The organism is Microbispora sp. CL1-1 (genome assembly GCF_012034195.1).
Lineage (GTDB): Bacteria > Actinomycetota > Actinomycetes > Streptosporangiales > Streptosporangiaceae > Microbispora.
Map to the genome: position 1 here is coordinate 46,330 of NZ_JAATEK010000023.1, position 24,407 is coordinate 70,736.

Genomic DNA, 24,407 nt, shown 5'->3' on the forward strand with positions numbered 1-24,407 from the left:
CTCCCCTTCACCCGAACTATGTTCTACACAGTTCTACACGGTTCTACGCCAGGGGAGGGCGGTGGACGTACGCCGGCGTCAGCGCTACGTCGTCGTAGTAGCGGTGGAAGACCGGCGTCGCGGCGCCGGACATGGGCGGCACGATCCACGACCAGTCCGCCGGGCAGACGCGCCCGCTGCGCTCCTCCCGCTCCAGATGGGTCAGGAAGCGCCGCGCCTCGGTGTGGTGGTCGGTGATGGTGACGCCGTCCTCGGCGAAGGAGTGCAGCACGGCGACATTGAGCTCCACCAGCGCCTGGTCGCGCCAGAGCGTGCGGTCGTGGGAGGTGTCGAGGCCGAGCCCCTCGGCGACCACCGGAAGCTGGTCGTAGCGATCCCGGTCGGCGAGGTTGCGCGCGCCGATCTCGGTGCCCATGTACCAGCCGTTGAACGGCGCGCACGGATAGGTGACCCCGCCGATCTCCAGCGACATGTTGGAGATCGCCGGCACCGCGTGCCATTTCAGCCCGAGACCGGCGAACCACGGGAAGGCCGGATGCCGGAGCGGCACCTCGAGGACCACCTCATCCGGCACCTCGCGCATGATCAGGGCGCCCTTGGCCTCCACGACCAGCGGCAGGACGTCGAACCTCGTGCCCTCCCCCCGCCAGCCCATCCGCAGGGCCCGCCTGGTGATCTCCGCGTTGGCCGGGTCGCCGAGCACCGAGCCGTCCTCGCGGGTGTAGCCGGCGTACCGGATGAGCTGGTCGTTGAGGATCCGCGGCGCCCGTTCGCCCGGCCGGTCGGGGGCGAACACCGTGATCGTGGGGCGGATCCTGCCCTTCCCGGTGGCCGCCCTTAGATGCTCGACGCACTCTTCCGCCACGCCGTCGGCGGTGTCGATGTGCCGCCGGTCGCGCACCTGCAGCGACTTCCAGTACAGGCGCCCGATGCATCTGCTGCTGTTGCGCCACGCCACCCGCGCGCCGAAGGTCAGCTCGCTCGTGGTGTGCGTGTACGTCCCGGTCTGGTCGATCTCCGAGAGGACCTCCCGGAGCCGGAGATCCACCGGGCCCGCACCGGGATTTTCCGCATGGTGGAGCCGGATGAAGTCCTCCGCCTCCCGCCTGTCGATCTCCTCCCCACGCTCCCGTACGGGTGCGGGGGTCTTCCCTTCGGCCTTCTCCCCGCATGCGCGCACGGGCGCCGGGGTCTTCTTCGTCTTTCGCCAAGTCAGCACGACCGCCACACACTTCGCGCTCACGAGCGTCCCGCGCCGGTTCCGGGCCGGCGGTGACACCCTTCCGCAGTGGCCCTCACCCCACTGCGCCGTCGTGGTCCGCGGCAACCGCGGCCGGTACGGCCACGGTGATCACATTTTCCGCGAAGTCTTTGGATTTGTCCGCCAAATCCACACACCGACGGCTTCAGATCTCCAGCGCCGCAAGGCTCTCCCCCACTCGTGCGGTCATCGGCCGGCCCTTGCCCGACCGCTGCCGCGGGGCAAGCACGCAGAGGGCGGCAGGCAGGCCCCGGATCCTCCGCCTTAACGAACAGCGCTTTTATCGTCACCATGCGTGAGACATGCTGGGACGTGCCGTGCTCCCTGGAGTACGGAAGTGAGGCCGGGACTACCGAGGGATATCGGGTGCCCGGCCTTCGCGTTGTCGCCTCATTCCAAGCAGATCAGGTGGATCCAGGCCGGCTCCCCTGTCGTGGCACCACTCACTCGGCAATGGCTTCCTGCTCCGCGATGGCCCGGCTCAGCTCGCGCAGATCGTCGCCGTCGGCCGTACGGCACGCCCCCGCTTCCTCTGCCGCGATCGGGAACGGCCGCTCCCGGCTGGCCCACAACCGCCCGGCGTCACTGTGCATGATCCTCCATCCGGCGAACCCAGAACCGAAGGAAAGCGCTCTACGGTGTGGCATAGGTCAGGAGTCACCTTCCCGATCCAGGACCTGCCGGTGCGCTACCACCGCGGCTGGTCCGTCTCGACCCCATGAAGCCAGATGCCTCACCGCGACGACTCTGTCATGGCTCGGAGATTCGGCGGCCGAGTCGTACGCCCGAGGCGTGTCGCCCGGTTGCAGTCCACGACCGACGCCCCGCCACGACCGACGCCCCGCCACGACCACGCAGAGCCGTGTCGGCACGGCTCGACCTGGCGCTGGCACTCCTCGCCGCCGACCAACCCGAAGAGGCCGGGCATGCGGCCCTCACCGCGATCACGAGCGGGTGCCTGGTGCCCTCGAACTACTGGCGCGCGGCCGAGGTGATCAGGGCGTTGGAAGCGCGACGCCTACCCCGAGGCCGCCGAACTGCACGAGGCGTATCAAGAACTCTGCAGCCCCCGAACGGCCATAGCCGCGCTTCTTGGGCCCAGCGCCTGGCCCTTGGCCGCTCCGCCTTCCTGCTCGCCGAGAGGCTTCCGGGACCCCTTCAGGCTCCGGCATCGTCCTCTCACAGAGTCTCCGCCACACTCCCGTATAAACCATGTCATCTGACCTCCTCAGCAGAAATGATCTATCTGCAGGAATGCCAAAGCGCTTGACGGAGCCGACGGCATGGCATGTACTTGCAGTGGTCGGTGACAAGGGGTCCAGGGGACCTCTTCCCGGGAGACCGGGATAGCCGACCTCATTCATGCGGTGCCCCAGGGGGTCATCAACGAGTGGAGCTGCGGTTCAACGTGGCTCTCGAACCATTTACACGGCCGTTCTTCGAGAACGCGTTGAATCGCCCACAGGCTGTAGTCCGCAACTTGGATTCCCCAGGTGCTCTGCGCATCCCAGACACACAGGACGATTTCCCGATCAGCGGCGAATCGGTGACATACATCCTTCAGCGCCTCGCTGGCGTTTATGAGCTTACGACTCGTCGTCAGGCTGGCGGCGATCACGTAGAGGGTGTCGCCCGGCGCGCTGATCTGACACACGACATGCCTGAAGTGAGAGTGCCAGGCGAGCTTGTAGAGCCACTGCTGGTGGTCCCGCACTGCTGGATGCGCCTTGGCCTTGCACAGGAATGTCGCATCAAGGCGCGGTCTCTGCTGCCCGATCAAGTCGAAGACTTCGTCTCGGGTGAATTGCGAGTCATTCTTCGCATGAAGCCCTCTAGGCAGGTTGACCCCGCGTCGCTCCAAGTCGCAGCGAAGCCTCAACCCTTGCCAGATCTGCTCGCCGTGATCACCCCGGAACACAGCCGTACCGAATCCGAAATAGCGACTCACGCCAGGTATTCCCGGGACTCCCAGGTCGCCCGTTTCGTCGACATACATATAGATTTCCGCCATATCGAGCCTCACACAAGCAATAGAACAGCGGAAATCTTCCTAGCACATAGGCAGGACCGCTATCTCACTATCAGCAATCACCCAGCCTGCACCTCATTGCGAGATCCGCACGGAACGTGTGGCCGGTCTGGCGCTGCACGCCTCCCGCCGCGGGGCAAGGTGCGGCAAGTGGCGGCTCGGACGGCAGGCTTCCCTTGAGACGCCCTCAGATCGAGGAGGCCGCCCACGGCCTGTATGTGGGCGATGCGGCGGGTTTCCGGCATCACCGCCAAGCCGTACGCAGTCTGGCCGCCCAGGCGGCAGGCGGCGGCCTCGGACAGGGTGATCCGGGATCGATGGCCAGAACTCGTCCGGGCGCGCAGACGGGTCCGTTCGGGGTCGTGCCGACAGGGCGCGGCGGCCTGCGGCAGGTGCGAGGTGAATGGCCGTGAGGGGTGCGCCGTCACGGGCGAGGCACCGACCAAGCGCCTACACAAACAACCCGGGGCGGTGGTCTGTGACCACCGCCCCGGGTGAATGGCTCCCGCGATAGGACTCGAACCTATAACCTGCCGGTTAACAGCCGGCTGCTCTGCCGATTGAGCTACACGGGATCGTGCTGTGTACTGCTGGTACTGCCTGCTCCGCTCGTTCCTGCCTTTCGGCTTTCCTTGCGGCGCGGAACTAGATTAGCGCACTCCTGGGGGTGCCTGTCACATCGAATCCGTCCGCGAGTCGTCGGGTCTTGATCGGCGTACGGCAAAGAGCGCCGGGACGGCCCCGGAGCCCACCCGGGCGGGGCCGGGACGGCTGCGGTTGGATAGAGACAGGCCCTCGGGGTAGGGGGCCGGGGAACACGAGCGCGGAGGTGGAAGATGCGATACAAGGCGATGTTCGCCACCGGGCTGGCCATCGGCTACGTCCTCGGCACGCGGGCCGGGCGTGAGCGCTACGAGCAGATCAAGCGTTTCGCGCAGCGGTTCGCGGACAGCCCCACAGTCCAGGAAGCCGCCGGGCTGGTCGGCGCCCAGGCGTCGAAGGTGGCGGGCAAGGCCAAGGACCTCGCGAGCGACAAGGTGCCGTTCCTGAGGCGAACGGAGACCTGGGAGCAGGCCGACAGGAACGACCGGGTCGGGACGGCCACCGGCTGGCCCGCCGGCTCCGACCAGATCCCCTGAACCGTCCCCCGGCAGACCATGCCCTGACCACGGCCTGCGGGCCTCAGGAACGGACGACGGGCCCCGTTGCGGGCCCCGGAGGCCCGTCGCCTGTCCCCCGCCTCTCCAGGGCGCGAGCGCGCGCCGTGAGGCCCTCCCGCGACCCGCATGCCGCGCTGTAGGCCCCTTCCGCACGTGCCGCACCGTGAGAACCCTTCCGCACGCGTGCAAGGCCCTTTCCGCGCGCACGGCCCGCTCCGTAGACCCCATACCGCACGGCCCACGCCGTAGGCTCCTTCCGCACGCCGGCGCAACGCCGTGGGCCCCTTCCGCACGCACGGCCCGCGCCGTAGAGCACGCCGCCGACGCCGCGCACCCGATGCGTCGCCGAGCCGAGCATGGCAAGGTCTCCCGGCTCCGGCGGCGTCAGACGCCGAGGCTGCGCCGCACCTCTTCGAGCGCCTGTTCGGCATGGGCGCGCAGGCCCGGGTCGTCGGAATCGAGCCCGGGGTCGAAGATGAACTCCCAGCGCGGGGTGTCGTAGCCGGGGATCCGCCGGGCGACCAGGCGCACTCCCCCGCGGCCGTCGATGGTGACGTGGCGGCTCGCGACGATCGTCGAGGTCACCCGCTCGCGGATCGTCTCCGGCAGCCTGCCCGGCTCGGTCAGGAGGGCCCGGTGGACGGCCCCGTCCGTCATCGTGACCGTCACGCCCTCCTCGTCCCACACGGCCCTGTCCATCAGGTGCCACGGCAGGCGCGGCCCGTCCGGCATGTGCAGGGCAAGAGTGGTGGCGACGATGTGGCCGCCCCCCGGCGTCACCGCGTGGCTGACGGGACGCTCGCCACGCTCCAAAGCGAGGGCCGCACGGGCCTCACGGGGCAGCCGGGAGCCGAACAGGCGGGACAACGAGGGCTTCTGATAGGTCAAGGGAGCACCGCCAGCGTACGACGACCGTTAACACCCCCGAGGCTATCCGGCGCCCCGTCCCTCCTGTCGTACGGCTCCGCACCCGGGAGCCCCGGGGGACCGTACGCGAGCCGCTTCGCGCTCAGGAGAGCCACCCAGCGCCGAATCGGGGGCATAAAACGGCGACGAGCGCCTCCCCGGGGGCGGGAGGCGCTCGTTCGCGGTCGTGCCGTCAGTCCAGGTAGTCCCGGAGCATCTGGGCGCGGGTGGGGTGGCGCAGCTTGGCCAGCGTCTTGGACTCGATCTGGCGGATGCGCTCACGCGTGACGCCGAACTCCCGGCCGACCTCCTCCAGCGTGCGGGGGTGACCGTCGGAGAGCCCGAAGCGGAGCTGGATGATCCGCTGCTCGCGCTCCGACAACGTGGCCAGGATGTCGTCGAGCTGGTCCTGCAGCATGATGAAGGCCGCGGCCTCCATCGGCACCACCGCGTCGGCGTCCTCGATGAAGTCGCCGAGGTCGGAGTCCTCCTCGCCGATGGGCGCCTGGAGCGAGACCGGCTCCTGCGCGATGCGCTGGATCTCCACCACGCGGTCGATCGGGAGGTCCATCTCGGCGGCGATCTCCTCGGGGGCGGGCTCCCGGCCGAGATCCTGGTGGAGCTGCCGCTGCACGCGGACCAATTTATTGATCGTTTCGACCATGTGCACGGGAATCCGGATCGTTCTCGCCTGGTCGGCGATCGCCCGGGTGATCGCTTGGCGAATCCACCAGGTCGCGTACGTCGAGAACTTGTATCCCTTGGTGTAGTCGAATTTCTCGACCGCCCGGATGAGACCGAGATTGCCTTCCTGAATGAGATCCAGGAACAGCATTCCGCGGCCGACATAGCGCTTGGCGATGGAGACCACGAGCCTGAGGTTGGCCTCGATGAGGCGCTGCTTGGCGCGGACGCCCTCCCAGACCAGGTCTTCCAGCTCCGGCCGGGCGAACCTGGCGGCCGGGCTCTCGCAGAGCTTGTCCTCCGCGAACAGACCGGCCTCGATGGCCTTGGCGAGCTCCACCTCCTCCTCGGCGGTGAGCAGCGGAACCCTGCCGATCTCTCTGAGATAGATCCTGACCAGGTCGCTGGTCGGAGCGCGTTTGCCGAGATCCTCCTCGTCCGGCTTGCTGGGCTCCTCGTCGCCTTGCGGCTCGAGGACCTCAACCCCGTTCTCGGCGAGCATCCGCACGACGCGCTCCAGCGCGTCGGCGGGAAGCTCGGATCGGTCGAGCGCGGCGGCCACGTCGTCAACCGTGACGCTCCCGCGTTCCCTTCCCTTCGCGACGAGGTCCGCCACCTGGTCTACCGATGGCGGCCTGCTTGGCAGCACCGATGCACCCACGCAACACAGTGTGCAGGAAAGGCACCACTAAATGGCAGGCCTATTTTTGTCACCCAAGGTAAGGCGGAAGTCAATACCGAATCGAGATCAAAACATATGTTTGGCGACTGTGAGATCTGGAAAGGGACGTTTATTCAGGCCCCGCTGGCGCGTTCTCGCAACACGCGTCGCTGCTGTTCCAGCGCCACGAGTTCGCCGAACAGCCGGTTGTACTCCTGCTGCTCCTCGACCGGGTTGAGCCGCTGCAGCCGGGACTTCACCTGGGCGATGGCCCGGCCGACCGCGACCTCCTGGATCTTGGCCAGGACGGCCGCGCCGTACCGCTCCTCGATGTTGACGTCGGCGCGGACGGCCTCGACGGCGAACCGGGTGACGAGCGACCTCAGATCGACGCCGGTTTCGCCGGGCGCCGCGGCGTCGGCCTGCTCCAGCAGCCGGTCGACCCACTCGCGTCCGCCGGGCCCCCCGGCGACGGTCCCGCCCGCCGCCACGATGAGCTCGTAGAGCGCGACATGCTCGGGCAGGGTGAACGTCGCCGCGCCGAGCGCGTCGAACTCCGGTCCGAGCAGCGCGGGCCGCTGGACGGCGAGCTTGAGCGCCTCCGCCTCCAGGCGGACCGCGGGGTCCAGGGGCTCCTGGCGTGCCGGGGCGGGCCGCGCGGGCGCGGCCCCACGCGCCGCCTGCCGGCGTCCGGGAGCGTGGCCGCCCTCCTGCGCCCGCCCAACGACCTGCTGTACGCGCTGGATGACGAAGCCCTCGTCGATGAAGCCGAGCCAGCGGTCGAGGTCGACCACGTAGGTCTTGCGCAGCCCGGGGTCCTTGATCGAGGCCACGATGGGCGCGGCGGCGTCGAGCGCGGCCAGGCGTCCCTCGTTGGTGTCGAGGTCGTAGCGCGACAGGGTGCTGCGGATCGCGAAGGCGAACAGCGGCTCGTGGCTGGCGATCAGGTCGCGCACGGCGGCGTCGCCCTGCTTGACCCGCAGGTCGCAGGGGTCGAGGCCGTCGGGCTGCACGGCGACGAAGGTCTGCGTGACGAACTTCTGCTCGTCCTGGAACGCGCGCAGGGCGGCCTTCTGTCCCGCCGAGTCGCCGTCGAAGGTGAAGATCACCTCACCCCGGAACTCGGCCTGGTCGAGCAGCAGCCGGCGCAGCACCTTGATGTGGTCCTCCCCGAAGGAGGTGCCGCAGGTGGCCACCGCGGTCGGCACACCCGCCAGATGGCAGGCCATGACGTCGGTGTAGCCCTCCACGATGACGGCCTGCGACCTCTTGGCGATCTCCCGCTTGGCGAGGTCGACGCCGTAGAGCACCGAGCTCTTGTGGTAGATCGGGCTCTCGGGGGTGTTCAGGTATTTGGGACCGTCGTCGGAGTCGAGCAGCTTGCGCGCGCCGAACCCGATGACGTCGCCGGTGATGTCGCGGATCGGCCAGATCAGCCGGCCGCGGAACCGGTCGACGGGGCCGCGCCTGCCCTCGCGGGCCAGCCCGCCCTTGATCAGCTCCTGGGAGGTGAACCCGCGGCCCATGAGGTGCCGCGACAGCGCCTCCCACTCGTTGGGGGCGTAGCCGACGCCGAAGTGCTCCGCGTCGGCCCGCTCGAAGCCGCGCTCGGACAGGAAGCGCCGGCCGGGCGCCGCCTCGGGGGCGGACAGCCGTTCGGCGTAGAACTCGGCGGCGGCGCGGTGCGCCTCGATGAGCCGCAGCCGCTCGCCCTGCTCGCGGCCGGGCACGTAGCCGCCCTGCTCGTAGCGGAGCTGGATGCCGGCGCGCTGGGCGAGCCGCTCGACCGCCTCGGTGAACGTCAGGTTCTCGATCTTGCGGACGAACGTGATGACGTCGCCGCCCTCGGCGCAGCCGAAGCAGTAGTAGTAGCCCCGGGCCGGGGTGACGTTGAAGGATGGAGACTTCTCGTCGTGGAAGGGGCACAGCCCCTTGAGGTTGCCTCCGCCCGCGTTGCGGAGCTGGATGTGCTCGCCGACGACGTCGGCGATCGGCGAGCGCTCCCGCACGAGCGCGATGTCCTCGTCACTGATCCGACCGCTTCGCCCTGCCACGCTCGCGAGTCTAGAGCCTGCCCCCGACAGCCCGGGCGCCCCACCACGGATGGCCGAGGACATGTCACGACTTTTCGGAACCGGTCGTGATGTGCGGCTTGGTCCGTTAGAAAGGAAAGGTTCGGTAACGTCGACCAGGTGGAGATCATGCGATCGGGGAGACTGGCCGCCCTCGCCGGCGCCGCGTTCGTCGCGGCGTCCTGCGGAGCGCCCGCCGGGGTCGCGGGAGTGAGCACGCTGCCGCCCACGCCGCCGCAGGGAAACGGCATCACGGCCGCCATGGACGACGCCCAGCCCGGCCACATCGTGCCTCCGCCCGGCGACGAGCCGGTGCGGGTCCCGCCGCCGAAGGTGTCTCCCTACACGTACGCCTTCCCCATCAAGGGCTGCAGGGTGTCGTACTCCCGCAAGCTGCTCGTGCTGCCCAAGACGATCATCTGGGCGGCCAAGGGCTGCGCGTTCGTGTCGCCGGTCGACGGGGTGGTCCAGGAGGTCAACCTCAGGAACCTCTGGTCGCCCTCCACCGACCGCGGCCCCGACCGCGAGGGCCGGTTCGTCACGATCAAGGGCGAGGACGGCGTGCTGTACCTCGGCGGCCACCTCGACTCCGTGGAGGAGAGCGTCACGCCGGGCACCAAGGTCAAGGCCGGGCAGTTGCTCGGCCGGGTGGGCAACACGGGCAACGCGCGCGACACCGCGAGCAACCTCTACTTCGCCATGTCGTGGCCGGTCGCGCCCCAGTATTGGTGGATACGGCGGGGCGTGGTGCCGCCGTGGCCCTTCCTGGACGCCTGGGACGACGGCAACCGCACCGTCTCGCCGCGCAAGGCCATGCTCACGCTGCGCAAGAAGATGGGCGAGACCCCGCCCTGCACGCAACTGTGCACCTCCAAGCAGGTCACGCCCGTCCCCGAGGAGACCAAGCCGCCCACGAAGAAAAAGAAGAAGAACCGCGGCGGTGGCGGTGACGACGACGTCGTGGTCATCCCGCTCTAGACGAGCGGGCCCCGCGCCGCGGAGAACCGCTTCCGGGCCTCGTGACGGACGGCCGGACCGGCCGTGCCGCCGAGGGAGCGGGGCGGCGGGCTTCGCACGCGGATGACCGTCGCGGCGGGCGGGGTCGTCGCACACGGCCCCGCCCGCGGGACGAGGACGGTCACCAGGGCACCGGGCCGTCCTCGGCGAAGAACCCGCCCGACGGTCCGTCGGCGCCGAGCGTCGCGAGCGTGACCGCGACCGCCGCGCCCTGCGCCGCCGTACGCGGCAGGGACATGCCGAGGTCCCTGGCGAAGTCGGTGTCGCACGCCCCGGGGGCGATGGCGTTGACCAGGATGCCGAGCGGCCGCAGCTCCTTGGCGTACTGGATGGTGAGCATGTTCAGCGCGGCCTTCGACGGCGGGTAGCCCGCGACGGTCTGCCTCCGGGCGAAGTAGTGATCGGGGTCGGTCATGTGCGTCATCGACGCCGTGCCGCTGCTCACGTTGACGATCCGCCCGGCCGGCGACCGCCGCAGCAGCGGCAGCATCGCGTCGGTCACCCGGATGACGCCGAACACGTTGGTCTCGAACACCTCGCGCACCGCACCGAGGTCGACCGAGCCGGGCGTCTGCCGGGCGCCGCCGGAAATGCCGGCGTTGTTGACGAGCACGTCGAGACGGCCGAACCGCTCCCCCACCTGTTGCGCCGCCGCCCGCACGCCCTCCTCGTCGGTGACGTCGATCGTCAGGGGGTGGACCTCCAGGCCCTCCGCCCGCAGCTTCGCGGTCGCCTCGTCCCGGCGCCCCGGATCGCGCGCCCCGAGCAGCACGGTCATGCCGAGCTCGCCGAGCTGCCTGGCGATCTCGTGTCCGATTCCCTTGTTCGCGCCCGTGACCAGGGCGATGGTGTCAGTGCCGTTCATGGAGGCAAGCCCACCATCCCGTCCCTCCCGGTGCCCAACACCGTCTCGGTCACGGGCGATACCCTCGCGGTATGACCGCCGGTGACGACACCGTGGAGACGCGGGAGCTGACCTATTTCGTGGCGGTGGCAGAGGAGCTGCACTTCGGGCGGGCGGCCCAGCGGCTCGGCATCGCGCAACCGCCGCTGTCGCGGGCGATCCAGCGGCTCGAACGCCGCCTCGGGGTGCGGCTGCTGGAGCGCGACCACCGCACGGTGGAGCTGACCGAAGCGGGCGAGACGCTGCTGCGGGAGGGCCACGCCGCGCTCGCCGCGGTGTCGGCGGCCGTACGCAGGACCCGGCGGGCCGGCCGCGACACGCCCTCGCTCGTGCTCGCCGCCAAACCGGGCGGGGACGCCGACCTGCTGCCGGAGATCCTCGCGGCGTACGCGGCCACGCCGGGCGCGCTGCCCGTCGACATCGTCTTCAGCGCCCGGGAGCGAGGGGCGATGGTGCGGGACGGCCGGGCCGACGCCGCCCTGCTGCACGCGCCGCGCGAGGATCTGACCGGCCTGGCGGTCGAGGAGCTCCTGGTGGAAAGCCAGGTGGCGGTGCTCCCCCGGGGGCACCGGCTCGCCGGCCGCGCGGAGCTGTCGATGGCGGATCTCGACGGCGAGCCGCTGCCGCGGTGGCCCGAGGACATCGCCGGGGGCTCCTTCGGCATCGTCGAGAGCGGCCAGCTCATGCATCTTGTGGCGCTCGGCCGGGCCGTGGCGGTCGTCCCCCGGTCGATCCGGGGGAACCTGCGTCACGACCTCGTCGGCGTGCCCGTGCCCGACGCGCCGCCGACGACGCTGGTCCTGGCCTGGCCGCAGGACGCGCGGTCGCGCGCGCTGGCCGCCTTCGTGCGTACGGCGGCGGAGGTGGCGCGGCGGGCCGGACGGCCCTGAGCCGGACACGGTGATCCCCACGCGTCGGCCCGGGGACGGCTCGGGCAGGGGTCAGCCTGCCCTGAGGCTGTGGGCGCCCGCCGACAGGCGGCGGTGCCAGCCCATGGCGGAGGCGTCGGTCAGCGAGGCGATCTGGTCGACCACCGCGCGCAGCCGTCCCGCGTCGTCGGCGGCCTGCTCGAACTGCTGGCGCAGCGCGGGCTCCAGGGTCGCCGGGGCGCCACGCAGGACGAGGTCGCCCAGCTCGGCGATGATCTCGCGCTGGCGGGCCTGGACGGCGTGGTGGTCCTCCCTGGACATCACGTAGCGGGCCGTCACTCCCTTGAGCAGCGCGCACTCCAGGCGGGTCGTCCGCGGCACCACCAGGTCCGCGTCGTACCGGCTCCGGCCGCTCCTGCCGCCCGGCGCGGGGCGGCAGCCGTACGCCTCCCGGGTGGCGTCCTGGGCGGAGCGGCACAGCCGGCCGATGAGGGCGCTGGTGAGCCGCTTGAGCGCGGCGAGGTCGGCGAGCCCGGCGTCGAACGCGGACGGCCACAGCGGCTCGGCGAGCAGCCGGGCGAAGGTCTCCGACAGCTCCTCCAGGGCGGCGTCGGGCGCGTACCACTCCCTCGTCAGGCGGCACACCTCCAGCCGCTCCTCCGGGTCGCGCAGGGCCGCCATCGTGACGTGACCGCACGTCAGCGCGTCCTCCAGATCGTGCACCGAGTAGGCGACGTCGTCGGCCCAGTCCATGACCTGCGCCTCGAAGCCGACCGCGTAGTCGGGCGCCCCCTCCCGCGCCCACAGGAAGACCGCCAGGTCGTCGGGGTAGACGCAGTAGGGCCTGCCCTCGTCGGCGAGCGGGACCCCGGGGATCCGGCAGGAGGACCCGGCCCAGGGATACTTGCAGACCGAGTCGAGCGCGGCCCGGGTGAGGTTGAGCCCGGCGCTGCGGCCGTCCTCGGTGAGGACCTTGGCCTCCAGCCGGGTCAGCAGGCGCAGGTTCTGCGCGTTGCCCTGGAACCCGCCGCACGGCGCGGCCAGCTCGTCGAGTGCTGCCTCGCCGTTGTGGCCGAACGGGGGATGGCCGAGGTCGTGGGCGAGACAGGCGGTCTCCACGAGGTCGGGGTCGCAGCCGAGCACCTTGCCCATCTCGCGGCCGATCTGCGCGCATTCGAGGGAGTGGGTCAGCCGGGTGCGGGGACTGTGCAGGCCGGTGCAGTCGGCGGGGGTCACCACCTGCGTCTTGGCGGCGAGCCTGCGGAGCGAGGCGCTGTGGAGCACGCGTGCCCGGTCCCGCTCGAACGCGCCGCGCTCGGGGTTGCCGGGCGGTTCCGGCACCCACCGTGCCTGGTCGTGCTCGTCGTAGCGGGCCATGCGTCCTCCTTCCTTGTGGCAAACCCCGTGGCTGCGGGGAATGGAGCGTACCCGCGAAGGTCCGGTTTCACGACAGATCCAGTAGTCCGATGGGAGATTGCCCCCTTGCCCGGTAAGCGGCCACGGGTGATGCGCGTCGGCGCCGCCCGGGGACGCCGGTGAGCTGCCCGTCGACGGTGCCGCAGTAGGCGGACTCCTTGCCGATGACCCGGTAGACGCAGTCGGCGTTCTGGACGAGCAGCAGCGCGGCCGCCCGGTTGCGGGAGGTCTCCCGGTCGATCACCTCGTCGGGCGGGTAGAAGCCGGGGTTGCTCCCCCGGGGATACATCTCGAACGTGTACGTGAAGATCTTGTACGTGCCCCACATCCAGTCGTCGATGGAGCCGTCGGTGATGTAGAGGTCGCTCGACTGCTCGGCGGTGTAGCCGTTGGTGGCCGCCATGCGCCGGCCGAGTGCGGCGTGCGCGTCCCGGTCGTCCTGCGTCATGCCCGGGGCGGTGTCGGCCGTCGTGTACCCGTACGGCCAGAGCACCAGCTCGCTGTAGGTGTGCCAGTCGATGGCCGCCTTGATCTGCTGGACGCCGCCGACCACGCGGCTGCGCACGAAGTCGGCCGCCGCCCTGACCTCCGGGGCCGACTCGGCGGCCGAGCCGCGGTAGGTCTCGCTCGACGGGGTGCCGGAGGAGCCGCCGCAGCAGCCCCACCGGTAGGCCCAGTTGCGGTTGAGGTCGGTGCCCACGCCGGAGGACCCGGAGGTGGGCTGGCGGTTCTTGCGCCACGACCGGTAGGAGCCGGTGGCGATGTCGTACTCGCCGCCGTCGGGGTTGAGGTCGGGCAGGATCCAGATCTCCCGCGTGTTCACCAGGTCGGTGATCTGCGCGTCGCCGCCGTAGTTGTCGGTGAACAACCGCAGCAGATAGATCGCCATCTCGACGGTGAGGTGCTCGCGCGCGTGCTGGTGGGCGGTGAACAGCACCTCCGGCTCGTTCTCGTCGATGGCCACGTTGTCGCTGATCTTGACGCCCATCAGGTCGCGGCCCTCGTACGAGCGGCCGTAGCTGAACCTGCGGGCGATCGTGGGATGGGCGGCGACGACCTGGTCGACCAGCGCGCTGAGCTCGGCGTAGTTGTGATAGGCGGAGTCACGCGAGGGGAAGTCGAACGTCTGCGGCCCACGGTCCTCGGCGGGCGACACCAGCTCGGTGACCGTGAACCCGAGCCTGCGGATGGCGTCGGCCTCCTGGGGCGTCGCGGTGACGACCATGCTCCGACCGTGCACCTCGTCGACGGCGGCACCCGTGCGGGCCACCGCGCTGCGCTGCGCGACGTTCGCCGGGCCGTCCACCTGATACTGCCGCGACGGCGACGGCTCCCGGCCCACCTGCCGAGCCTGCCCCACCTGCCGAGCCTGGCCCGCCTGCTCGGCCGACGCCGCGGGCGCCGCGCCGAGCGGTGTGGCTCCGAGCGGTGTCGCGAGGGTGCACAGCAGCGCCGCGGCGACCCCCAGCGCCGGCAGACGGCGACGTCTTCTCACTCCACGCCCTCCCTCTCGGTAGGTACGTAGAGTGATCAGTCAATCGCCCGGCTTCAACATCCACCGGGCCGTGTCGCACGACCCGGTGAACCGCCCGCACTCCGATCTGGTCATTCCACAACCAGTCCGGATGCTCTATGGAATTTCACCTCATCTCGTGTCGGACTGCGCGCAGGTCAGCGCGGCACGGCCCGCCTCCAGCCGGGCCACCGGAATGCGGAACGGGGAGCAGGAGACGTAGTCGAGGCCGATCTCGTGGCAGAAGTGCACCGAGTCGGGGTCGCCGCCGTGCTCGCCGCAGATGCCGAGCTTGATATCCGGCCGGGTGCGCCTGCCCTCCTCGACCGCGACTCGCATCAGCCGTCCGACGCCCTCGCGGTCGATCGACTCGAACGGCGAGACCCCGAAGACGCCCAGGTCGAGATATCTGCTGAAGAAGGCGCTCTCCACGTCGTCGCGGGAGAAGCCCCACGTCATCTGGGTGAGGTCGTTGGTGCCGAACGAGAAGAACTCCGCGGCCTCGGCGATCTGACCGGCCGTCAGCGCCGCCCTCGGCACCTCGATCATCGTGCCGATCGCCGCCGCCACGCCCGCCTCGGCGAGGATCCGCTCCGCCTCCTCCTTGACGATCTCCAGCTCCTGCACCGCGCCGACCAGCGGAATCATGATCTCCGCACGCGCGTCCTCCACCTGCCGGGCCGCCGCGGCGATGGCCCGCACCTGCATGGCGAACAGGCCGGGGATCGTCAGGCCGAGCCGTACGCCGCGCAGGCCGAGCATCGGGTTCTGCTCGTGCAGCCGCTTGACGGCCTCAAGCAGCCTGCGGTCGCGGTCGTCGGCCGCGTCTCCCGCGACGGCCACCTTCACGGCCAGGTCCGTGAGGTCGGGCAGGAACTCGTGCAGCGGCGGGTCGATCAGCCGGATCGTCACCGGCAGCCCGCGCATGGCCGCGAAGATGCCGGTGAAGTCGCCGGTCTGCAGCGGTTCGAGCGCGTCGAGCGCCGCCTGCCGCTCCTCGGGCGTCGCGGCCAGGATCAGGTCTTCGACGAGCCGCCGCCGCTCCCCCAGGAACATGTGCTCCGTACGGCACAGCCCGATGCCCTGGGCGCCGTAGCGCCGGGCTCGGGCGGCGTCCTCGGGGGTGTCGGCGTTGGCCCGTACGGCGAGCCGGCGCACGGAGTCGGCATGGGTCATGATCCGGTCGACGGCCTCCACCAGCTCGTCCTCGGCCGGCTCGCCCTCGAAATACCTGGCGACCGGTGAGGGGGTGACCGGCACCTCGCCCAGGTAGACGGCACCGGTGCCGCCGTCGATGGAGATCACGTCGCCCTCGTTGACGACGATCCCGCCGGGCGCGGTGAACCGGCGGGCGCGCGGGTCGACCTCCAGCTCCTCGGCCCCGCACACGCAGGTCTTGCCCATGCCGCGCGCCACCACGGCGGCGTGGGAGGTCTTGCCGCCTCTGGAGGTGAGCACGCCGCGGGCCGCGATCATCCCGGCGAGGTCGTCGGGGTTGGTCTCCCGCCGCACGAGGATGACCGCCTCGCCCTGCCCGGCCAGCTCGACGGCCCGCTCGGAGCTGAAGACGGCCCTGCCCGCGGCGGCGCCGGGCGAGGCGTTCATGCCGGTGGTCAGCCTGTGGTTGCCGGCCGTCGCGGCGAAGCGGGGGAACATGAGCTGGGCGAGCTGGTCGCCGGTGACCCGGGTGACCGCCTCGTCCATGTCGATCAGGCCCTCGTCCACGAGCTGGGTGGCGATGCGGAAGGCGGCTGCGGCCGTGCGCTTGCCGACCCGGGTCTGCAGCATCCACAGCTTGCCGCGCTCGATCGTGAACTCGATGTCGCACAGGTCGCGGTAGTGCCGCTCCAGCGTCGCCATGATGTCGAGCAGCTCGCGGTAGGCCGCCGGGTTGATCTTCTCCAGCTCCTGCAGGGGGACGGTGTTGCGGATTCCGGCGACGACGTCCTCGCCCTGCGCGTTGCACAGGTAGTCGCCGTAGACGCCCTGGCGTCCCGAGCCGGGGTCGCGGGTGAAGGCGACCCCGGTGCCGGAGTCGGGGCCCATGTTGCCGAACACCATGGCGACGATGTTGACGGCCGTGCCGAGGTCGGCGGGGATGCGCTCCTGCCGGCGGTAGAGGATCGCGCGCGGGGCGTTCCAGGAGTCGAAGACCGCCCTTACGGCGAGGTCCATCTGCTCCCGGGGGCAGGCGGGGAAGTCGCGGCCCGTACGCTCCCGGACGATACCCTTGAAGATCTCGACCAGCCGCTGGAGGTCGCCGGCGTCGAGCTCGGTGTCCTCCCGCTCGCCCTTGAGGTCGTCCATGGCGTCCTCGAACAGCTCGCCGTCGATGCCCAGGACGGTCTTGCCGAACATCTGGATGAGCCGGCGGTAGGAGTCCCACGCGAAACGGTCGTTTCCCGACTGCTTGGCCAGCCCGATGACGGAGTCGTCGTTGAGGCCGATGTTGAGGACGGTCTCCATCATGCCGGGCATCGAGAACTTGGCTCCCGACCTCACGCTCACCAGCAGCGGGTCGTCCGCCTGGCCGAGGCGCTTGCCCATCCGCGCTTCGAGGGCGGCGAGGTGCTCGCCGATCTCCTCCTCCAGCCCCTCGGGCATGCAGCCGTGCCCCAGATAGTGGCGGCACGCCTCGGCGGTGATCGTGAAGCCGGGAGGCACGGGGAGGCCGATGTTGGTCATTTCCGCCAGATTGGCGCCCTTGCCACCGAGCAGGTCTTTGAGGTCCTTGTTGCCCTCGGTGAAGTCGTAAACGTACTTGGGCATGCGACGCTCCTTCGCCGACTTCAATAAAACCGCGGATGCGGTCCGCAACCGGACTGTACCTAGGAAAAGCAGCACCAAACCTCACCCTTCACCACATATGGCGTCTAAGCAGGTAGGAGGCATTGCAGAGGTCTAATCCAATCAAAGAACGGCCATTTTTCCGGTGATCGCGAACTGGTATAAACCAATTCGTCACCAAGGGCGGCATGAAGGTTCCGGAGCGGCCGGGAGGAAATGGTTTAGACCATTGTCCGGTAAGGCGGAGTTCCGGTGAGTCGGCGATGCGGCGCCGAGTGCATGCGATATAAACGAGGCACCCTCCGAACAGAGTCGAACACGGAGGGTTGTCGGTGTCGCGAGCGTTGTCGCGAGGGGTTCTGGAGCAAGGGGTTCTGGAGCAAGGGCTTCCGGAGCGAGGGGAATCGGCGCGAGTGACGGCGCGGGGAATGACGGCACGAATGCGGGCCGCACGGGTTCTGGCGGCACGGGTCCTGACGGCACAGGTCCTGGCAGCACAGGTCCTGGCGGCACAGCGTACGGCGGCGCGGCGCACGGCGACACGGCGCACGGCGACACGGCGCACGGCGACACGGCGCACGGCGACACGGCGCACGGCGACACGGCGCACGGCGACACGGCGCACGGCGGCGCGGCGGGTCGGGCCGGTGATGGCGGCGGTGGTCGCCGGGCTCGGCACGATGGCGGCGACCACCGGCTGCGGGGCCGCGCGGGTCACCCCGGTGGCGTACGTGTCGAGCACGCCGTCCCTGGCCTGGAAGGCGTGCGAGGAGACGGCGTCCGCCTCGGGCTTCGAGTGCGCCACGCTGCAGGTGCCCCTCGACTACGCCGAGCCGGAAGGCAAGAAGATCGGCATCGCCCTGGTCCGGTTGCGGGCCACCGACCCCAGCCGGCGGATCGGCTCCCTGGTCTTCAACTTCGGCGGTCCCGGCGGCTCCGGCGTCACCACGCTCATCAACGCGGCCCACGCGTTCTCCACCCTGAACACCCGCTATGACCTGGTCGGCTTCGACCCGCGCGGCGTGGAACGCAGCAGCGGCATCCGCTGCCTCACCGGGCCCCAGATGGACCAGTACATGAGCGAGGAGCCCAGCGACGACACCGCGACCGAGACCAAGCTCGTCACGGGATTCGCCCAGGCGTGCGAGCGCAACGCGGGCTGGATCCTCCCCTACGTCGGCACCGTCAACGCCGCGCGCGACATGGAGATGCTGCGCACGGCACTCGGCGAGCCGCACCTCAACTACTTCGGCTTCTCCTACGGCACCCACCTCGGGGCGGTGTACGCCACGCAGTTCCCGAAGAAGGTGGGGCGGATGGTGCTCGACTCGGCCGTCGACCCCTCGGTCAGCATGCTCGAAATGGCCAAGACGCAGACCCTCGGCTTCCAGAAGGCGTACGAGGACTACCTGGCCGACTGCGCCAAGACGCGGACGAGCTGCCCGCTCGGCGCAACCCCCGCCGAGGCGAACGCCACCGTGCTGAAGCTCCTCGACACCCTGGCCCGCACGCCGGGGAAGGTCGGCTCGCGCACGGTCACCGAGGACATCGCCAGGGCGGGCATCACCCAGGCGCTCTACAGCAAGCTCACCTGGCCGCTGCTCACCGAGGCGCTGGACGAGGGCAGGAAGGGCAAGCTCGACGGCCTGCTCGCCCTGGCCGACCAGTACGCCGGGCGGCAGCCGAACGGCACCTACTCGACCCTGCAGTTCTCGCTGCCGTCGGTGCTGTGCGTCGACAGCACCGACCGCCCCTCGGTCGCCCAGGCCAAGGAGCTGGCCCGGCAACTGGAGAAGAAGAGCCCGATCTTCGCCTCGACCGCGATCAGCGCGGGGTCGTGCAGCGTCTGGCCGGTGCGCGGGAACGACGCCGCCCGGCACGTCGACGCCACCGGGTCCAATCCCATCCTGGTCGTCGGCGTCACGAACGACCCGGCCACGCCCTACCAGTGGGCGCCGCGGCTGGCCGAGCAGCTGCGCACCGCCGTGCTGCTGACGCTGAACGGCGAGGGCCACGGCGCGTACGGCCAGGACCAGTGCATCGACGAGAAGGTCAACGCCTACCTGCTGGAGGGGACGGTCCCGCCCAACGGAACGCGCTGCGGCTGAGCACGCTCCCCCGCTCGCTCCGACGCCCTCCACAAGCGGCCCCTCACAAGCGGCCCCTCACAAGCGGCCCCTCACAAGCGGCACAGTGCGGCCGACGTCGGCGCTCACCGTGCCGCCGACGCCCTGCCGCTCAGTGTGTGCCTGTAGGGGGCCCGCTTCTACCGGGCCGTCCGTACGGCGCCGAGCCCGGCCACCACGTGGTCGACGATGCCGTACGCCTTGGCCTCCTCGGCGGTGAACCACCGGTCGCGGTCGGCGTCCGCCTCGATGCGCTCCAGCGGCTGGCCGGTGTGGAAGGCGGTGCGCTCGGCCAGGGTCTTCTTCGTGTGGCGCATCTGCTCGGCCTGGATCGCGATGTCGGCCGCCGTGCCGCCGATGCCGCCGAGCGGCTGGTGCATCATGATGCGCGCGTGCGGCAGGGCGTAACGCTTGCCCTGCGCGCCGGCGCACAGCAGGAACTGTCCCATCGAGGCGGCGAGGCCCATGGTGACGGTCACGACGTCGTTCGGCACATATTGCATGACGTCGTAAATCGCAAGACCGGCCGACACGGAACCACCGGGGGAATTGATGTAAAGGCTGATGTCCCGCGTGGAGTCCTCCGCGCTCAGCAGCAGCAGTTGGGAGCAGATCCGGTTGGCGATGTCGTCGTCGACCTCCTGGCCGAGCACGACGATGCGGCGTTCCAGCAGCTTGTGGCCGAGATCGCCGAAGCCGAACCGGTCGGCGGCGCGGTCGCCTGAGCGCGCGAAGTGGTCCATGTGGTCTCCCTGTTCCGGTAGCCGGGTTATGCCGCGACATTAGTCCCGGAACCCCGGAACAGGACTGCTTATTTCACTCTCAGCACATTTTCGCCGCCGGAAATTACGCTACAAGCATATTTCTCGCGATTAGCCGCGATCTTTCGTGCCGCGAGGCCGGGAGCGGTTCCCGGCGAGCCCGCGGCCCGTCAGACGGCGGGGTCGTACTGGAACGCGCGGACCTCCTGCGCGCACCGGCACGCGACCGCCATCTTCGCGGCCCACTCCAGCGCCGCCTCGCGGGACGGCAGCTCCAGGATGCTGTAGCCGCCTTCGAGCCGCCGCGTCTGCGGGTAGGTGCCCTCGGTCACGGTCCCGTCCCCGTCCACCATGACGGGCGGAACGCTCTCGTCGATGCCGCCGCCGAACACCCAGACACCGGCGTCCTTCGCCTCCTGCACGACGGCGTGCGCCGCGGTCGCGGCCGCCTGCAGCTCCTCGCCGGAAAGGGCCATGGCGGCACTCGGAAACGAGATCAGGTATTTCGCCATCGCGTCGGCTCCCTGGTCGCTCTGCACAGACGGCACCCATCCTCGCCGACGCCGGCGTGCCGCGCAGGATCTTCTCGGGCCGATGAGCCGTCCGTCGACCACAACGGCGAACCGGCGATCAACCGATCGCACCACTCACCGATCAATGACGAAAGGCGCCTGTCCGGGGATTTCCGGGCAGGCGCCTTGTCGTGGTGATCTAGTCGTTGAGGTGCTGACGCAGGTACGACTCGACCTGGTCGAGCGCGACCCGCTGCTGGGCCATGGTGTCCCGCTCGCGGATCGTCACGGCCTGGTCCTCAAGAGTGTCGAAGTCGACCGTGATCGCGAACGGCGTGCCGATCTCGTCCTGGCGGCGGTAGCGGCGGCCGATGGCGCCCGCGTCGTCGAAGTCCACGTTCCACCGGCGGCGCAGCTGGGCCGCGAGGTCGCGGGCCTTCGGCGACAGGTCGGCGTTGCGCGACAGCGGCAGCACCGCGACCTTGACCGGGGCGAGCCGGTGGTCGAGGCGCATCACGGTCCGCTCCTCCATGACGCCCTTGGCGTTGGGCGCCTCGTCGACCGTGTAGGCGTCGAGCAGGAAGGTCAGCGTCGCGCGGTCCACACCGGCCGCCGGCTCGATGACGTACGGCACGTAGCGCTCGCCCGACTCCTGCTCGAAGAACGACAGGTCGGTGCCGGACGCCTTGCCGTGCGCGGTGAGGTCGAAGTCGGTGCGGTTGGCGATGCCTTCAAGCTCGCCCCACTCGCCGCCGGCGAAGTTGAAGCGATACTCGATGTCCACGGTCCGCTTCGAGTAGTGGGACAGCTTCTCCTTCGGGTGCTCGTAGAGCCGGAGGTTGTCCTTGTTGATACCGAGGTCGACGTACCAGCGCAGGCGCTCGTCGATCCAGTACTGGTGCCACTCCTCGTCCGTGCCGGGCTTGACGAAGAACTCCATCTCCATCTGCTCGAACTCACGGGTGCGGAAGATGAAGTTGCCCGGGGTGATCTCGTTGCGGAACGACTTGCCGATCTGGCCGATACCGAACGGGATCTTCTTGCGGGCCGACTGCTGGACGTTCAGGTAGTTGATGAAGATGCCCTGGGCGGTCTCCGGCCGCAGGTACGCCAGGCCCGACTCGTCCTCCACCGGGCCGAGGAAGGTCTTCAGCAGGCCGCTGAACTGCTTGGGCTGGGTGAAGGCGCCCTTGTTTCCGCAGTTGGGGCAGGTGATGTCGGCCAGGCCGCCCGCCGGCTCGCTGCCGTGCTTGGCCTCGTACGCCTCGATGAGGTGGTCGGCGCGGTAGCGCTTGTGGCACGACTGGCACTCGGTGAGCGGGTCGGTGAAGGTCTCGACGTGACCGCTGGCCTGCCAGACCTCACGGGCGAGGATGACGCAGGAGTCGAGGCCGACGACGTCGTCGCGGCCCTGCACCATGGCCTTCCACCACTCGCGCTTCACGTTGTTCTTGAGCTCGACACCGAGAGGGCCGTAGTCCCAGGACGCCCGCAGGCCTCCGTAGATCTCGCTCGACGGGAAGACGAGCCCGCGGCGTTTGGCGAGGCTGACGATCGTTTCCAAGACGTCGGTGCGACGTGCCATCAGTGGAACTCCATCCGGCTGGGTGTCGGCGTTGAGATCGGGGTCAGCGGCGCGATGCTTCGCTGAAGCGGGCGGGCCGGCCCGGCCGCCGTGTCGCGGCTGCGGGACGTCCGGCCACCTGCCAGGATCCGTGCTCAAGCTTAGGGGAATCCGGCGCCCCCGCGCTCAAGCCTTGCCCACGGTCCCGGCGCTCGCCCCCTCGCCCGGCAGCGTGTAGACGCTTTCGAAGGCGCCGGGCTCGTTGATCATAAGGGTCATCAGGGGATACATCACCATGCGGGCCGCGGACAGGGCACGCCGGTAGTAGCCCGCGCCCTCCCACTCGCTGACCACGGCCCACAGGGCCGGCTCGTCCACCGACCTGCCGATCTGCCCGCGCAGGTATCCAGGCTGCGCGGCCAGCAGGTCGAGGATGTCGCGCGCCTGGGCGGCGAACTCGTCGGCGCGGGCGCCCGGCACCGAATAACGGATCACGGCGAGCATGCCGCCCAGCATGCCACCCCTCTCGTACGGCCCGCCGGGGAGGGGGCGGCCCCGGCCGGAGCGGCATAGCCGGCGACAGGGCCACGACGGGGCCGATGCGCACTAGGCTCGAACACGTGGGAAGCGAAACCGAACCGCCGCGCCGTCAGGTGCCGGCCCATCCCCTGGCGAGGAAGGCCCCCGCCCGGGAGAACGCGGCGCCCCCTCGCATGCGGCGGCCGCTGCCGCAGGGCGAGCAGTTCTTCACGCCCGGCGCCACCGGGCTGCGCGCGGAGGTCGAGCGCAGGAGCGCCGCGCCGCTGGTCTTCCTGTTCCAGCAGCCCCGCTGGGTGGTCCCTCTGGTCATGGTGGCCCTGCTGATCGCCGGGCTGGTGGTGGCCGACTGGCGTGGCGGGGTGGCCGTGCTTCCGGTGCTCGCGTTCATCGTCTGGCTGGCCTACCTGTCCTGGCCCTCGCTGCGTCCGGTGGGCCGGCTGCTGCGCGTGGCGGTGGCGACGTTCCTGGTCCTCCTCGCCGCCACCCGTTTCGGCCTGATCTGACGCGAACCGGCCTAACCTGGTAGGTCGTAGGGCGAAGCCGTACACAGGAGTCCTGATGACGAAGAGCCGTGACGCCGTTCACGAGATCCTCCGGCAGAGCCGGGGGTTCCGCAGCGCGCAGGACGTGTTCGCCGAGATGCGTGCGATCGGCTCGAAGATCGGCCTGACGACCGTCTACCGGGCGCTCCAGTCGCTCTCCGACGCCGGCCGGGTCGACGTGCTGCGCACCGACGAGGGCGAGTCGGTCTACCGGGCGTGCCAGACCGACTCTCACCACCATCACCTGGTGTGCCGGGACTGCGGGCGTACGGTCGAGGTGGCCGGGCCGGACGTCGAGCGCTGGGCCGAGGTCGTGGGGGCCGAGCACGGCTTCATCAACGTGACGCACACCGTGGAGGTCTTCGGCACCTGCTCCTCGTGCGCGGAGGCGGCGTCGCGGGCGGAGACGGCCGGAAAGGGCTGACCCCGTCCCACGCGGGCCTTATGAGAGGTACGCTGCGGGCGCCGCGACAAAGGACACGATCCCGCCCGCCGCGACTAGAGGGAGATGGCGTGCCGTTCAGCCATGACATGGTGTACTCGCTGGGGACGGTGGTGGACCTCATCAACACCGGCGCCGGCGAGCGCGACACGCTGGCCGAGGTCGGCGACCTCGAGGAGTTCGTCCGCAGGCGAGAGGTCAGCGGAGTCGAAGCGGTGACCCGGCGGGACCTCGCCGAGGTCCGCGCGCTGCGCGAGGAGTTCCACGCGGTGTTCACCGCGCCGGACCAGCCGACGGCGGTCGGCCTGCTCAACACGCTGCTGCAGCGCACCCGCATCACGCCGCACCTCGCCGAGCACGACGGCCACCCTCTCCACGTGCACTACTTCGCGCCGGGCTCGTCGATCGCCGAGCACCTGGCCGCCGACTGCGGGGTCGCGCTCGCCCACGTGCTCGTGGAGAACGAGCGGGATCGCCTGCGCACGTGCGCGGCGCCCGACTGCTCCCAGGTCTTCGTGGACGAGTCGCGGAACCGCTCCCGGGTCTACTGCGACAGCCGCACCTGCGGCAACCGCATGCACGTCGCCGCGTATCGGGCCCGCCGCCGCGACGCCTCCTGACGACGCCGGGCCCGCCGCGTT

At 70.2% G+C, this 24,407-nt stretch carries 21 protein-coding genes and 1 tRNA gene; 7 read left to right on the forward strand and 15 right to left on the reverse strand.

Annotated elements, in window-relative coordinates; translation table 11 throughout:
• Nucleotides 1–43: 43 nt before the first annotated feature.
• The 4 genes from HCK04_RS24700 to HCK04_RS24715 all read right to left on the reverse strand — a co-directional run bounded on the left by HCK04_RS24700 (nt 44) and on the right by HCK04_RS24715 (nt 3,865).
• Nucleotides 44–1,219, reverse strand: coding sequence for a nitric oxide synthase oxygenase (locus tag HCK04_RS24700; protein WP_260617394.1), 1,176 nt, complete (start codon nt 1,217–1,219; stop codon nt 44–46).
• Between the two features lie 485 nt (nt 1,220–1,704).
• Entirely contained in the window at nt 1,705–1,854 is a 150-nt protein-coding gene (locus HCK04_RS24705) for a hypothetical protein (protein ID WP_240971780.1), read from the reverse strand.
• A gap of 767 nt (nt 1,855–2,621) precedes the next feature.
• A complete protein-coding gene (locus tag HCK04_RS24710) occupies nt 2,622–3,272 on the reverse strand; it encodes a DUF3800 domain-containing protein (RefSeq protein ID WP_142649779.1) in 651 nt (216 codons plus the stop codon).
• A 517-nt stretch (nt 3,273–3,789) separates the two neighbouring features.
• A tRNA-Asn gene (locus HCK04_RS24715) sits at nt 3,790–3,865 on the reverse strand.
• Between the two features lie 261 nt (nt 3,866–4,126).
• Between HCK04_RS24715 and HCK04_RS24720 the strand changes: the two genes are divergently transcribed.
• Nucleotides 4,127–4,429, forward strand: a complete 303-nt coding sequence (locus HCK04_RS24720) for a YtxH domain-containing protein (RefSeq protein ID WP_142649780.1) — start codon at nt 4,127–4,129, stop codon at nt 4,427–4,429.
• Nucleotides 4,430–4,834: 405 nt separating this feature from the next.
• Here HCK04_RS24720 and HCK04_RS24725 read toward each other — a convergent pair whose 3' ends face one another.
• From HCK04_RS24725 to dnaG, 3 genes are all read right to left on the reverse strand, one after another.
• Nucleotides 4,835–5,338 (reverse strand): hypothetical protein, encoded by a 504-nt coding sequence (locus HCK04_RS24725; protein ID WP_240971781.1) that lies wholly within the window; start codon nt 5,336–5,338, stop codon nt 4,835–4,837.
• 211 nt (nt 5,339–5,549) lie between these two features.
• Nucleotides 5,550–6,689, reverse strand: a complete 1,140-nt coding sequence (gene rpoD / locus HCK04_RS24730; protein ID WP_221889969.1) for an RNA polymerase sigma factor RpoD — start codon at nt 6,687–6,689, stop codon at nt 5,550–5,552.
• A 146-nt stretch (nt 6,690–6,835) separates the two neighbouring features.
• Nucleotides 6,836–8,755 (reverse strand): DNA primase, encoded by a 1,920-nt coding sequence (dnaG, locus tag HCK04_RS24735; RefSeq protein WP_260617395.1) that lies wholly within the window; start codon nt 8,753–8,755, stop codon nt 6,836–6,838.
• Nucleotides 8,756–8,902: 147 nt separating this feature from the next.
• Between dnaG and HCK04_RS24740 the strand changes: the two genes are divergently transcribed.
• Nucleotides 8,903–9,751 (forward strand): M23 family metallopeptidase, encoded by an 849-nt coding sequence (locus tag HCK04_RS24740; protein WP_142649783.1) that lies wholly within the window; start codon nt 8,903–8,905, stop codon nt 9,749–9,751.
• 160 nt (nt 9,752–9,911) lie between these two features.
• Here the strand turns inward: HCK04_RS24740 and HCK04_RS24745 are convergent, their stop codons facing one another.
• A complete protein-coding gene (locus HCK04_RS24745; RefSeq protein ID WP_142649784.1) occupies nt 9,912–10,655 on the reverse strand; it encodes an SDR family oxidoreductase in 744 nt (247 codons plus the stop codon).
• Nucleotides 10,656–10,726: 71 nt separating this feature from the next.
• Between HCK04_RS24745 and HCK04_RS43735 the strand changes: the two genes are divergently transcribed.
• Entirely contained in the window at nt 10,727–11,584 is an 858-nt protein-coding gene (locus HCK04_RS43735; protein WP_168066232.1) for a LysR family transcriptional regulator, read from the forward strand.
• A 51-nt stretch (nt 11,585–11,635) separates the two neighbouring features.
• Here HCK04_RS43735 and HCK04_RS24755 read toward each other — a convergent pair whose 3' ends face one another.
• From HCK04_RS24755 to ppdK, 3 genes are all read right to left on the reverse strand, one after another.
• Nucleotides 11,636–12,940, reverse strand: coding sequence for a deoxyguanosinetriphosphate triphosphohydrolase (locus HCK04_RS24755; protein ID WP_142649785.1), 1,305 nt, complete (start codon nt 12,938–12,940; stop codon nt 11,636–11,638).
• Nucleotides 12,941–13,007: 67 nt separating this feature from the next.
• On the reverse strand, nt 13,008–14,474 hold the full coding sequence (locus tag HCK04_RS24760) for a M14 family metallopeptidase (protein ID WP_142649786.1): 1,467 nt from the start codon (nt 14,472–14,474) through the stop codon (nt 13,008–13,010).
• Nucleotides 14,475–14,624: 150 nt separating this feature from the next.
• Complete coding sequence (gene ppdK / locus HCK04_RS24765) at nt 14,625–17,261, reverse strand: pyruvate, phosphate dikinase (protein WP_142649787.1); 2,637 nt, start codon at nt 17,259–17,261, stop codon at nt 14,625–14,627.
• Nucleotides 17,262–17,719: 458 nt separating this feature from the next.
• Here ppdK and HCK04_RS24770 point away from each other — a divergent pair, with 458 nt between their 5' ends.
• Nucleotides 17,720–19,387 carry an alpha/beta hydrolase gene (locus HCK04_RS24770; protein WP_205830664.1) on the forward strand — a complete coding sequence of 556 codons (1,668 nt, stop codon included), beginning with the start codon at nt 17,720–17,722 and terminating at the stop codon, nt 19,385–19,387.
• A gap of 158 nt (nt 19,388–19,545) precedes the next feature.
• Here HCK04_RS24770 and HCK04_RS24775 read toward each other — a convergent pair whose 3' ends face one another.
• The 4 genes from HCK04_RS24775 to HCK04_RS24790 form a co-directional block, all read right to left on the reverse strand.
• On the reverse strand, nt 19,546–20,148 hold the full coding sequence (locus HCK04_RS24775) for an ATP-dependent Clp protease proteolytic subunit (RefSeq protein ID WP_142649788.1): 603 nt from the start codon (nt 20,146–20,148) through the stop codon (nt 19,546–19,548).
• Nucleotides 20,149–20,336: 188 nt separating this feature from the next.
• Nucleotides 20,337–20,714: a YciI family protein gene (locus HCK04_RS24780; RefSeq protein ID WP_205830665.1), complete on the reverse strand. Its 378-nt coding sequence runs from the start codon at nt 20,712–20,714 to the stop codon at nt 20,337–20,339.
• 163 nt (nt 20,715–20,877) lie between these two features.
• Nucleotides 20,878–22,263, reverse strand: a complete 1,386-nt coding sequence (locus HCK04_RS24785; protein ID WP_142649789.1) for a glycine--tRNA ligase — start codon at nt 22,261–22,263, stop codon at nt 20,878–20,880.
• A gap of 165 nt (nt 22,264–22,428) precedes the next feature.
• Entirely contained in the window at nt 22,429–22,746 is a 318-nt protein-coding gene (locus tag HCK04_RS24790) for an antibiotic biosynthesis monooxygenase family protein (protein WP_142649790.1), read from the reverse strand.
• A gap of 116 nt (nt 22,747–22,862) precedes the next feature.
• Here HCK04_RS24790 and HCK04_RS24795 point away from each other — a divergent pair, with 116 nt between their 5' ends.
• The 3 genes from HCK04_RS24795 (at nt 22,863) to HCK04_RS24805 (ending at nt 24,386) form a co-directional block, all read left to right on the forward strand.
• The gene (locus HCK04_RS24795; protein ID WP_312845767.1) at nt 22,863–23,285 is read left to right on the forward strand and encodes a DUF6703 family protein; all 423 of its coding nucleotides are present in this window, start codon (nt 22,863–22,865) and stop codon (nt 23,283–23,285) included.
• A gap of 55 nt (nt 23,286–23,340) precedes the next feature.
• Nucleotides 23,341–23,748: a transcriptional repressor gene (locus HCK04_RS24800; RefSeq protein ID WP_142649791.1), complete on the forward strand. Its 408-nt coding sequence runs from the start codon at nt 23,341–23,343 to the stop codon at nt 23,746–23,748.
• An 89-nt stretch (nt 23,749–23,837) separates the two neighbouring features.
• On the forward strand, nt 23,838–24,386 hold the full coding sequence (locus HCK04_RS24805) for a CGNR zinc finger domain-containing protein (RefSeq protein WP_221889967.1): 549 nt from the start codon (nt 23,838–23,840) through the stop codon (nt 24,384–24,386).
• Nucleotides 24,387–24,407 lie beyond the last annotated feature (21 nt).